This is a genomic window from Nostoc sp. 2RC, from assembly GCF_014222165.1.
In the GTDB taxonomy this organism is placed as follows: domain Bacteria; phylum Cyanobacteriota; class Cyanobacteriia; order Cyanobacteriales; family Nostocaceae; genus Nostoc; species Nostoc linckia.
This window is the reverse complement of record NZ_JACKZU010000276.1, coordinates 1-11095: the sequence shown is the minus strand read 5'-3', so window position 1 is coordinate 11095 and position 11095 is coordinate 1. Positions and strand designations below refer to the sequence as shown.

The following is an 11095-nucleotide window of genomic DNA, read 5'->3' as shown; positions in this document are numbered from 1 at the left end:
CCCCAGTCCCCAATCACTTAACTTTCAGTGCAGATTTTCCTAAAGACTGGCAAATGACATCATTTTGCGGTGTATGGATACGGCTGCACAAAACGTCACGGTAGTGTCGCTCTAAGGGGTTCTTTTTTAACATACCAGGATTACCAGTTAGTTCCAAGGCAATTTCTACAGCACGAATGGAGTTAGTGGTAGTTAAATATTTAACGCTTTGTGCCTGTAATCCTACGTTAAGTTCGTACTCGCCACGATCGCAATCTTGAGCTAAGCCATAAATCAATCTGCGGTTTGCAAATAGCAGTGCTTCTATTTCACCCACAGCTGCTTGAAAACGTGGTAATTTGGCTAGTGGCTCTCCTAAATTAGATGGCGATCGCTCCCAAAGATAGTTAATCAACCAGTCTCGCGCAGCAGTGGCAACACCGAGATACAAGGCGCTGATTGTTAAACTTCCCCAAGTAGAAATCAATGGGTCAACAGAAGGCATAGCAGAGATGGGACGAATATCAATGGCGTATTCTGGGGGAATTAATACATTTTCTAAGATGAGGTCGTGGCTACCAGTGGCTCTCATCCCCAAGTGATCCCAAGTTTCTACTATTCGCAAGCCAGGTAAATCGCGGGGAACGAGAAAATTTCCAACTTGCAGTTCATCTTCTGTTGTCCTTGCCCAAACAACAAAGTAGCTGAGGATGGGACTACCTGTGGTGTATTGTTTGTGACCCGTTAAACGCCAGCCTTCTGTTGTCCGTTGGGCAATGGTGGCAGGTAATCCACCTCTGGCTGGTGTGCCTAATTCTGGTTCCACACGGGCAGCATTTAGTAACGCAATGCCTTCCATTGACTCACGACATACCCGTTTATATACTTGTGGAGGCCAGCGACGACTACGAGCTGCGTGGGCATGTTGGAGATAGTGCATTGTCAGTACCAATGCAGTGGAAGCATCGCCCTGCGCTATGCCTTCAATCACTCGACAGACAGTCTCTAAGCCCAAATCCTCACCACCAAATTCGCGGGGGATGGTGAGGTTAAGCAATCCAGCCTCATGCAAAGCTGTAAAATTTTCAAAAGGAAAGGAAGCCTCTTTATCGTGTATTCCTGCACGACGGGCAAAGTCCTTAGCCAAAGCTTCAACTCGCTGAAAAATATTTGGGGTAGTTTCTAGGCTTTTGGCTATTAAAGTGTCTGGCGGGTCTTGTTGCAACTGTGACATAATATACTCCTTGCCGAAGGTAAACTTAAATCTTCTAAAGACGACCAGACATTCGTCCTGCGAAAAAAAAGTTGATGTTACTGCAAACTTGGGACGCTTTTATTATAAATTTGGCGATCGCAATTATTTCTACGTCAGTTCTCAACCTCGAACCCTAGATTTCTAGTGAATGTGATGAATAATACTAGAACTCGACCTGAATATTGTAATTATTTCAATTGAATCAGTATGACATAAACAGCTTTAAGACAGCAAGCTGACTATAGATAAGCTATTTGGCTTTTAATACTAAGTTGCAATTGTATGTAGTATTTCTCCCCCTGCCTTCAATACGGCGTACCGTCTTTGTGGGTAAACTGCCATTTACCTTCCACAAGCAAGGCTAGAAGGTCGTCATCGGGATAAATTGCTTCGTCTCCTGGGGTGCGATCGCCGATTTCTAGGTACACAACCTCCTCTGAGGTCTCATTAATCAGGTTGTGTCCGTTCCCAGTCCCTGCCTTGAAACCTGCACACATACCAGGGGAGAGTTGAGTCCGACCTTCGTCAGTTTCCAGCGTAGGTTTTCCCTTCAAGATGTATATAAACTCATCTTGTTTGGAATGAGCATGACGGAGAGCAGAAATCGCGTTTGGAGCTAATTTTGTTAAGTTGACACCAAAGTTTGTTAAACCAAACAGATCTCCCAGTGGTCGTTTCTCCCTCCCCGTTATGCGAGACGCAAACGGTTCTGGATAGTTTGTTGGCTTGGTACGCAGAGGTGCTTCAGCCGCATCGATAGCAATTGGGTTTGTTGGTACTTGCATAGCCCTAATTTAAATGCTAACACCTTTAAATACTAACTCTATAAAGGCTTGCAGAGCCGACGCTGCCAGAGATTGCCAAGATTTTTACTACGCTTGAAATTATAAAGCTTACTATCCTGGTTTTCAATAATTGCTGTGAAAGGTTAAAAATGCTCCGTGATAGAAATTACGCAGCGAGTTTGTTGCGTATACTTAAGGCGGAAACTCTTACAGCCTGCGCGTCACACTAAAACGTCAAGGCAAAAGCTCTTACAAGGAAGGCAGAAGCTCTTGCAGGCTGCACGTAATACTTAAACCTCAAGGCAGAAGCTCTTACAAGGAAGGCAGAAGCTCTTACAAGGAAGGCAGAAGCTCTTGCAGGCTGCGCGTAATACTGAAACCTCAAGGCAGAAGCTCTTGCAGGCTGCGCGTAATACTGAAACCTCAAGGCAGAAGCTCTTACAAGGAAGGCGGAAGCTCTTACAAGGAAGGCGGAAGCTAAATAAATGTGATTGCATATTACGAAAATATGCTGCATTTACCGTAGTATGCTTTAATAATAGAACCCTGTAGATTGCTTGTTACAGCAATATTATTGACGATTTGAATTTTCAGGCGATCGCTTTTTGGCGATCGTAGCTACACATTGTTGTTGGCACTCATTACCCAGTCCCCAATCCCCAGTCCCTTTTACCCAAGGTAAAAAAGTAGAGTCAAGACGTTGATTAAGTTTTCTCCCACTCAATTGCTCAGTATTGTCATACCTGCGGTGAACAGAACCATCGCTTTGTTTAAGAGATGCAAGCAGCAACGAATTTACACTTTTTCCCTAATGTTTACACTGGGACTTGGTTTAACATTAACTGTCTTTGCGTGTTCTCCAACCACGAGCAACAGTGGAACCACACCAACAACCCAGGCATCAAACAACACCGTAGTTCGTATTGGTTATCAGAAAGCATCAACTATTCTTTATGCACTCAAAGCACAAGGAAGTTTAGAAAAAGCCTTTGCAGCCTCCGGTGCTTCCGTAACTTGGTCGGAATTTCCTGCGGGCCCTCCAATGTTGGAAGCATTAAACGCAGGTAGCATTGACTTTGGCTATACCGGAGAATCACCACCAATATTTGCCCAAGCAGGGGGCATTCCTTTAGTTTATGTTGCTTACGATCCCTGGAGTCCCAAAGCTGAAGCTATTATAGTTCCTAAAGATTCATCCATTAAAAGTGTAGCTGAACTCAAAGGTAAAAGAGTCGCCTTTGCCAAAGGCTCAAATGCTAACTATTTATTAGTCAAAGCTTTAGAAAAAGCAGGACTACAATACAGTGATATTCAACCCAAAACCTTACCACCAGCCGATGCTCGTGCTGCTTTTGAAGGTAAGAACGTCGAAGCTTGGTCAATTTGGGATCCTTACTTAGCCGCAGCAGAAGCCGCAACAGGCGCACGTATTTTAACAGACGCAACGGGATTAGCTCCCAATCGTGGTTATTATCTAGCGGCGAAGTCTTTTGTTGACACCAAACCAAATGCTGTAAAAACAATTTTAGACGAAGTGAAAAAAGCCAGCGATTGGGCGAAAAACAATCCCAGTGAAGTTGCAAAACTTATTTCTCCAGCATTAGGTATTGATGTTCCCGTGTTAGAGATAGCTGAAAAACGGCGTGAGTATGATGTACTTCCACTCACAGATGAAGTCATTAACAAACAACAAGAAGTTGCAGATACATTTTATCAAATCAAATTGATACCCAAGGAAATTAAAGTTAAAGAAATTGTTTGGCAAGGAAATTAATTGAGAATTCAGGAGTCAGAATTCAGGAGTCAGGAGTCAGGAGTCAGAATTCAGGAGTTAGGAGTCAGAATTCAGGAGTTAGGAGTCAGAATTCAGGAGTTAGGAGTTAGGAGTTAGGGGTTAGGAGTTAGGAGTTAGTTATGGTCTGTGTTTTTGCATGAGATGAAAAATATATGCAAAAGACTCGATAAACACAGTCCATAAAAAAAGAATAAAAATATCTCTTTCCTATTCTCCACTTTCCATTTTCAACCCAAGTTTAATCCAAAATTGTATGGCTAACATAAACACACAGTGGATCAAAACAGATGTCCTGGTCATTGGCGGCGGTACGGCGGGGACAATGGCTGCAATTAAAGCTAAACAAGCCGATGGTGAGGCCCAAGTGTTGATTTTGGAAAAAGCAAATATTCGTCGCAGTGGTGCGATCGCTATGGGAATGGATGGAGTAAACACGGCCGTCATCCCCGGACATTCCACCGCAGAACAGTATGTGCGTGAAGTCACCATTGCCAATGATGGCATTCTCCACCAAAAAGCTGTTTACCAAACAGGAAAGCTAGGTTACGAAACCATACAAGAGTTGGAAAGTTGGGGCGTTAAGTTCCAAAAAGACCCCCAAGGTAATTATGACCTCAAACAAGTGCATCGGGTGGGTAAATATGTGTTGCCCATGCCAGAAGGTAAAGACCTCAAGCAAATTCTCACCCGACAGGTGAAGCGCCATCAAGTTAAGGTCACTAACCGTGTAATGGCTACGAGAGTGCTAGTTAAAAATGGTAGAGCAATAGGCGCAGTTGGATTTGACGTGCGCGCTGGCGATTTTGTTGTCATCCTTGCCAAAGCCGTCATCCTGTGTACTGGAGCCTGTGGACGTTTGGGACTACCTGCATCTGGCTATCTTTACGGTACTTACGAAAATCCTACTAATGCTGGCGATGGCTACTCAATGGCTTACCATGCAGGAGCAGAATTAAGCAACATCGAATGTTTTCAAATTAACCCACTAATAAAAGATTATAACGGGCCCGCCTGTGCTTATGTTGCCGGGCCATTTGGAGCATATACAGCCAACGCCGAAGGACACCGCTTTATTAATTGTGATTACTGGAGCGGTCAAATGATGTTAGAAATTTGGAAAGAATTAAACTCAGGTAAAGGCCCCATTCAAATGAAAATGAATCATTTAGATGGGGATACAATTTCAGAAATTGAGTCTATTTTATGGGCAAATGAGCGTCCTAGTAGAGGACGTTTTCATCAAGGTAGAGGAGAAGACTACCGCACTCACGGCGTTGAAATGAACATTTCCGAAATAGGGTTATGTAGCGGACATAGTGCATCTGGTGTTTGGGTGAACGAAAAAGCAGAAACCACAGTCCCAGGACTTTACGCCGCCGGAGATATGGCTAGTGTCCCCCATAATTACATGATTGGTGCATTTGTCTTTGGAAGATTGGCAGGAGAAAATGCAATTACATATATTCAAAATCTAGAACATTTAGAACCAGACGCAGATTTTTTAGAAGCTGAAAAATCTAGAATTTATGCACCATTAAATCAGCCAAATGGCATTCCCCATACTCAAGTAGAATACAAGTTACGCCGATTTGTGAATGATTATTTACAACCGCCAAAATCTGCCAACAAAATGGAAATTGGCTTACATAACTTTGTGCGCTATCAAGAAACACTAGCGCAAATGGGAGCGCGAGATCCTCACGAATTAATGCGCTGTATGGAAGTGCATTTTATCCGCGATTGTGCAGAAATGGCAGCACGCGCTTCTTTATATCGTCGTGAAAGTCGTTGGGGTTTATATCATTATCGTTTGGATTATCCAGAAAAGAATAATCAAGAATGGTTTTGTCACGTCAATTTGCAAAAGAATGACACTGGCGAAATGACAATTTTTAAACGTCCAGTGGAGCCTTACATAATTGACGTAGATTTACAAAAGGAATCTTACGATGTAGCAGTGCGATAAAAAACGAACCACAGAGGACGCAGAGTTCACAGAGAAATGAGAGTTTGAGAAGATTTTGGTATTATAAATCATCAATTAAGCATTTTCCTTTCTCTCTGCGTTCTCTGCGCCTCTGCGGTTCGTTAAAAATTAACTCAATCTAATTCATAAATAATTTCAACAACAAGGTAAAATATGGCTTTAATCACACAAAGAGTAGATGTACCGGTCATCGTCGATGAATCTAAATGTTTAGAAAAATGCGTGGCTTGCATTGAAGTTTGTCCCTTGGATGTATTAGCAAAAAATCCAGAAACGGGAAAAGCTTATATGAAATACGATGAATGTTGGTTTTGTCTACCTTGTGAAAAAGAATGCCCAACTAATGCAATTACCGTGCAAATTCCTTTTTTGTTGCGCTGAGGTTTCCCAATGAGTGCGGATACAGATTCGGAATTAAATCAATGGTTGGAAATGTTGCGATCGCCTGATGTCAGCGATCGGTTAGTGGCTGTCAAATCTTTACAACACTTGGGCGAAGATACCGCAGTTGAGGCCTTAATTACCGCCCTCGAAGATGAAAACACAGCAGTACAAAAAATCGCTGTCTCTGCACTTTGGGAAATTGCTAATCCTGCTGCTGTTCCGGCTTTACTAAAATGTCTCGCTTCTCCCGACGCAGAAATTCGTACTGAGGCGTTATCAGCTTTAGGGGAATTAGTGACTCCAGATCATTTGCTGTTACTGCTAGATGCTTTACATCAAAAAGATATTAATGTCAATCTTAACGTACTCATTTTGTTACGCAAGATTCATGATGTTCAATCTCTACCTGCGATATTGTCCTTTTTAGAATCAGAAAATAGCCAGCTGCGGGAAGCTGCTGTCACAACCGTTCGTTATTTAAATCAAGTGGAGATATGCCCGCCCGTTTTATCCTTAATGAAAGATGCTGATAATAACGTGCGTCGTGCAGCCACTTTAACATTAGGTCATTTAGCAGATAAAGAAGCAGTGGAATTACTCACTCAAGCATTGACTTTAGATGCTGATTGGCAAGTGCGAAGAAATGCCGCCAAATCTTTAGCAATTCACGCCGATAATCAAGCAATTCCAGCTTTAAAAGTTGCCCTGAAAGATGAAAATTGGCAAGTGCGAAAATTTGCCATTCAAGTATTACAAAAAACTCCAGATGCCAACTTGCTTCCTACATTAATTGAAGCCTTAACAGATGAATATTCTGATGTGCGAAAAGAAGCAGCGATCGCCCTGGGGAATTTAGGCAATGCCAATGCTGTAAATGCCCTCAAACAAGCACTAGATGACCCAGACCGGGATGTGTCCATTTACGCACAACGGGCAATTGACAAGATTCAACAACAGAAATGATTGCACTGGCATACACAAAATTATGGCGCACAATTCCATATCATTACATCAACAAATACAACCTTCTCCTGCCGATCCCCTAATCATTGGTCGTCAGCAACAAGTCGTGCAATTCCTCAAGCAAATCATCGAACCCAACCTGAAAAATGACATCGTTAGCTTAGGAATGGTGCGAAATCTGCGTATTGTTGATGACTACGTTTACCTACGCCTTTATATCGGTTCCCACCAACAGCAATTACAAACAGAAATTCAAAAAATATTATCCCAGTTATCTTGGTGCAAAAAAGCCTACATTCAACCTTGCACCATTCCAGGGGTAAAAACCACCTTAGCAATTTCCAGTGGCAAAGGGGGAGTTGGTAAATCTACAACCGCAGTTAATTTAGCCACCGCCTTGAGATTAGCTGGTGCTAAAGTTGGTTTACTAGATGCTGATGTCTACGGCCCAAACATTCCCCAAATGTTAGGACTAGGTAAATCAGAAGTTGAAATTATTGATACTCCCGAAGGCCAGAGATTTTTACCTTTGTCAGCTTACGGCATTAAAGTCATGTCTGTGGGACTGTTAGCAGAACCCAATCGTCCTTTAGCATGGCGCGGCCCAATCTTGCACAAAATTATTACCCAGTTTATTCACGAAGTCCAATGGGGAGAGCTAGATTATTTATTAATAGACCTTCCTCCCGGTACTGGCGATGCTCAAATCACCATTGTGCAAGAAAGTCCAATTTGTGGAGCAATTGTAGTAACAACTCCCCAACAAGTTGCCATTTCCGATGTCCGCCGCAGTGTTTATATGTTTCGCCAAGTGGGGGTTCCCGTTCTTGGTATTATCGAAAATATGAGCTATTTCATCAACAGTAATGGCGAACAAACATCGATTTTCGGTACTGGTGGCGGTCAAAAATTGGCAGATGAACTCAAAGCACCCCTTTTAGGAGAAATTCCCATCGATCCCCGCATTTGTAGTGGGGGGGATACAGGTAAACCCCTAACACTTGCTGACCCCAACTCCACAACCAGCCAAGCATTTGTCCAAATCGCCGCAGCCTTGGATACAACTTTTTTCTCCGTGTCAAACGTCCAAATGGTCTAACTTAACTAAATCAAATCAGTGACGCTGTAATCCGTGGCTAGCGTCAAAAAACTTACCCTCTTCTCCAAATTCCTCAATACATCAGTCCAAAAACTTTGCGTTCCTCTGCGTTTACCTTTGCCTTCCTCTGCGTTAAAAAATACATAACCCCGATACTAATACCAATTTGAAAAAAGAATGCGACACATAGACAAGACCCCTCCCCTTGCTAAGGGGAGGGTGCCGTCAGGCGGGTGGGGTATCTGTCGCAAACATTTTTTGAATCGGTATAACAGATTTGATACGAGAAGTTTTTTTCCTTAAGTCCTGACTTTATCTGTGCATTTCATGGTAACATCAATAATACACCGGTAAAACGACCAGTTTTTAGATATATGCAATAAATAGAATCAGCAGACAAGGGAGAAAAGGTAGACAAGGTAGATGCAGCAGAGGGGCAGGGACAGGGGAGAATAATAACTTCCCAGTCAACAGTCAACAGTCAACAGTCAACACTCCCCACTTCCTATTCCCAGGAAAAACTATGCCAGTGGAATTTATTGGATTAATTCGGACAAAACCTGTTTCAGAATTAAATAGTACAACAAGTACTCTCGGCGATGACATTATCGATGCGGCTTATGTTCGTGAATTTGCCAAAGCCCACGAACAAGCAGGCTTTGATAAAGTATTAATTGGCTATAGTTCTAGTAGCCCTGATGGTTTTACTGTAGCGAGTTTTGCCGCAGCTGCAACGGAGCGATTGGGCTTTTTGATTGCCCATAGACCAGGGTTTGTGGCACCAACTTTAGCAGCCCGCAAGGCGGCTACCCTTGACCATTTCACCAACGGTCGCATAGCAATACATATCATTACTGGTGGTAGCGATATCGATCAACAAAAAGACGGTGACTGGTTAGATCATGATAACCGCTACCGCCGCACTGATGAATATTTAGAAATTGTCCGTCGCACTTGGACGAGTGATACTCCCTTTGATTACGAAGGCGAATTCTACCGTGTCAAGGATGCTTTCTCTGCAATCAAGCCGCTACAAAAACCCCATATTCCCCTTTACTTTGGCGGTGCATCCACTCCAGCAGTGAAAGTGGGAGCAAAACACAGTAATGTTTATGCTTTGTGGGGTGAACCAATCGCCGCAGTGAAAGAACGCATCGCGGAAGTTCGCGCCGCTTTACCACCGGGTGGTTCCATTCGGTTTAGCGTCTCCCTGCGACCGATCCTTGGTGCTACAGAACAAGAAGCTTGGGAAAAGGCGCATAGTATTTTGGCGAGAATTCAAGAGTTGCGAGGAGGGGCGAAAATAGCTTCCACAGCTAGACCCCAGGCGGTGGGGTCGCAACGTCTGTTGGATTTTGCAGCCAAAAATGAGGTTTACGATAAACGCCTATGGACACCCATCGCCGCAGCCACAGGTGCAGCAGGTAACACCACAGCATTAGTGGGTACACCAGAACAAGTTGCAGAAGCTTTAGTTGATTACTACGATGCTGGGGTAACTACCTTGTTGATTCGGGGTTTCGATCCTTTGGAAGATGCGATCGCCTATGGTCGTGACGTAATTCCTTTAGTACGAAAACAAGTAGCACAACGAGACCAGCAAGCAGTGGCAGCTAAAAGTTGACCATTAGGTTAATACACTAAAATTGAAAATTTATAAATCCCTAGCCATACGCTCACCAAACTACCAAGATATTGTTAGTATTTGGTGAGTTTCTTTTATCCTCAAAAATAATGTAAATTTTCTCTAGTTATCAGGTAAATCAGAATGATTAGTGGAATTTTTGAAAATTGTGTTGGATCAAAGGATATTGAAGCTACTCTAAAATATTGGAATGAATTTGGTTATCGAGAGGTAAACAGAGGAGAATTTTCCGCAGAACAGGCAAAATTACTCTACGGTCATGCCTCAGATTTAACATCACTGCGATTACAAAATGGCAACTCATCAGCTCATGGATTAGTGCGGGTAATGTGTTGGAAACAACCGCGCAATCAAGGTTTGGGTGATACCTTGCCAGTGGTGGAGGGTAGCCGCTGGTTTGCTTCTTTGACTCAAGATATTTATGCCATCGCCGATGCTTTTGCCGACGATAAAGCCAACGGTGGAAAGTGGATTTATACTGAACCAGTGCGGGGAATTGAGTTTATTGGTAACGTAGGAACAGGATTATATAACCGCTTTATTGGTGTCCGAGAAATGTTTGTCATTGGCCAAGAAACGCGACAAGCATTTTTTCAGCGATATAACTACGATCGCCCTGGCTACGGTACTATTAATCGCGATTCTGGATTATTAGTTAGTGAAGGGACTCATTCAAGTTTCATTACTTCCGACCATAGCCTCACCTCATTTTACACAGAGGTTTTTGGACTCATACCATCAGAGAATAACCCCAAATTATCTGGTTATAAAAACCCCTCAACGAAGCAGATTTTAATGCTTGAAGAAGGGCAAGAATTTTATCTTTCAGTTTTTGCTTCCCCAAAGACCAACGTCGGAGTTTTTCAAGTTTATAGCCCACTTTATCCTACAAGCGATCGCCGCGAATACGCTCAACCAGGTTCCTTAGGCATAAGCCTTTTCACTTATCAAGTTGACAATATTGCAGCCTTTCATCAACGCGTCATCGCCAGCAACGCCACCAACGTTACACCAATCGTCCCCAACGAATTTAGCGAACCTTCCTTTGGATTAATTGCCCCAGATGGGATGTACTGGGTAATTGTTGGCTAGTGTGTTGACTGTTGACTGGGAACAAGAGAGCAGGGGAAAAGGTTAAAGGGAAAAGGGAAAAGGAATAAATTTAATGTTTCCCCTTTCCCCCTTACCCCTTTCCCTTTCCCC

General features: G+C 43.1%; 10 protein-coding genes. 7 read left to right on the top strand and 3 right to left on the bottom strand.

Annotated elements, in window-relative coordinates:
• Positions 1-13: 13 nt before the first annotated feature.
• From GNE10_RS24935 to GNE10_RS24925, 3 genes are all read right to left on the bottom strand, one after another.
• The gene (locus GNE10_RS24935; protein WP_185567595.1) at positions 14-1213 is read right to left on the bottom strand and encodes an acyl-CoA dehydrogenase family protein; all 1200 of its coding nucleotides are present in this window, start codon (positions 1211-1213) and stop codon (positions 14-16) included.
• Between the two features lie 326 nt (positions 1214-1539).
• Positions 1540-2019, bottom strand: coding sequence for a cupin domain-containing protein (locus GNE10_RS24930; RefSeq protein ID WP_185567593.1), 480 nt, complete (start codon positions 2017-2019; stop codon positions 1540-1542).
• Positions 2020-2590: 571 nt separating this feature from the next.
• The gene (locus GNE10_RS24925) at positions 2591-2809 is read right to left on the bottom strand and encodes a hypothetical protein (RefSeq protein ID WP_185567591.1); all 219 of its coding nucleotides are present in this window, start codon (positions 2807-2809) and stop codon (positions 2591-2593) included.
• Positions 2810-2830: 21 nt separating this feature from the next.
• On the opposite strand from GNE10_RS24925, the gene GNE10_RS24920 reads away from it, so the two are divergent.
• The 7 genes from GNE10_RS24920 to GNE10_RS24890 all read left to right on the top strand — a co-directional run bounded on the left by GNE10_RS24920 (position 2831) and on the right by GNE10_RS24890 (position 10984).
• Positions 2831-3793 carry a sulfonate ABC transporter substrate-binding protein gene (locus GNE10_RS24920; RefSeq protein ID WP_185567589.1) on the top strand — a complete coding sequence of 321 codons (963 nt, stop codon included), beginning with the start codon at positions 2831-2833 and terminating at the stop codon, positions 3791-3793.
• Positions 3794-4067: 274 nt separating this feature from the next.
• Positions 4068-5780 carry a fumarate reductase/succinate dehydrogenase flavoprotein subunit gene (locus GNE10_RS24915; RefSeq protein ID WP_185567587.1) on the top strand — a complete coding sequence of 571 codons (1713 nt, stop codon included), beginning with the start codon at positions 4068-4070 and terminating at the stop codon, positions 5778-5780.
• A gap of 174 nt (positions 5781-5954) precedes the next feature.
• Positions 5955-6182, top strand: a complete 228-nt coding sequence (locus tag GNE10_RS24910; protein ID WP_035152298.1) for a ferredoxin family protein — start codon at positions 5955-5957, stop codon at positions 6180-6182.
• 9 nt (positions 6183-6191) lie between these two features.
• Entirely contained in the window at positions 6192-7148 is a 957-nt protein-coding gene (locus tag GNE10_RS24905; RefSeq protein WP_185567585.1) for a HEAT repeat domain-containing protein, read from the top strand.
• 22 nt (positions 7149-7170) lie between these two features.
• Positions 7171-8247 (top strand): Mrp/NBP35 family ATP-binding protein, encoded by a 1077-nt coding sequence (locus GNE10_RS24900; protein ID WP_185567583.1) that lies wholly within the window; start codon positions 7171-7173, stop codon positions 8245-8247.
• Between the two features lie 523 nt (positions 8248-8770).
• Positions 8771-9871, top strand: coding sequence for an LLM class flavin-dependent oxidoreductase (locus GNE10_RS24895; protein ID WP_185567581.1), 1101 nt, complete (start codon positions 8771-8773; stop codon positions 9869-9871).
• A 144-nt stretch (positions 9872-10015) separates the two neighbouring features.
• Positions 10016-10984, top strand: a complete 969-nt coding sequence (locus GNE10_RS24890) for a VOC family protein (protein ID WP_185567579.1) — start codon at positions 10016-10018, stop codon at positions 10982-10984.
• Positions 10985-11095: the final 111 nt, after the last annotated feature.

Excerpts from the sequence above, each read along its gene's own strand:
- GNE10_RS24905 (WP_185567585.1), top strand. The coding sequence starts at position 6,192 with ATGAGTGCGGATACAGATTCGGAATTAAATCAATGGTTGGAAATGTTG.
- GNE10_RS24890 (WP_185567579.1), top strand. The coding sequence starts at position 10,016 with ATGATTAGTGGAATTTTTGAAAATTGTGTTGGATCAAAGGATATTGAA.
- GNE10_RS24900 (WP_185567583.1), top strand. The coding sequence starts at position 7,171 with ATGGCGCACAATTCCATATCATTACATCAACAAATACAACCTTCTCCT.
- GNE10_RS24920 (WP_185567589.1), top strand. The coding sequence starts at position 2,831 with ATGTTTACACTGGGACTTGGTTTAACATTAACTGTCTTTGCGTGTTCT.
- GNE10_RS24910 (WP_035152298.1), top strand. The coding sequence starts at position 5,955 with ATGGCTTTAATCACACAAAGAGTAGATGTACCGGTCATCGTCGATGAA.
- GNE10_RS24935 (WP_185567595.1), bottom strand. The coding sequence starts at position 1,213 with ATGTCACAGTTGCAACAAGACCCGCCAGACACTTTAATAGCCAAAAGC.
- GNE10_RS24930 (WP_185567593.1), bottom strand. The coding sequence starts at position 2,019 with ATGCAAGTACCAACAAACCCAATTGCTATCGATGCGGCTGAAGCACCT.
- GNE10_RS24895 (WP_185567581.1), top strand. The coding sequence starts at position 8,771 with ATGCCAGTGGAATTTATTGGATTAATTCGGACAAAACCTGTTTCAGAA.
- GNE10_RS24915 (WP_185567587.1), top strand. The coding sequence starts at position 4,068 with ATGGCTAACATAAACACACAGTGGATCAAAACAGATGTCCTGGTCATT.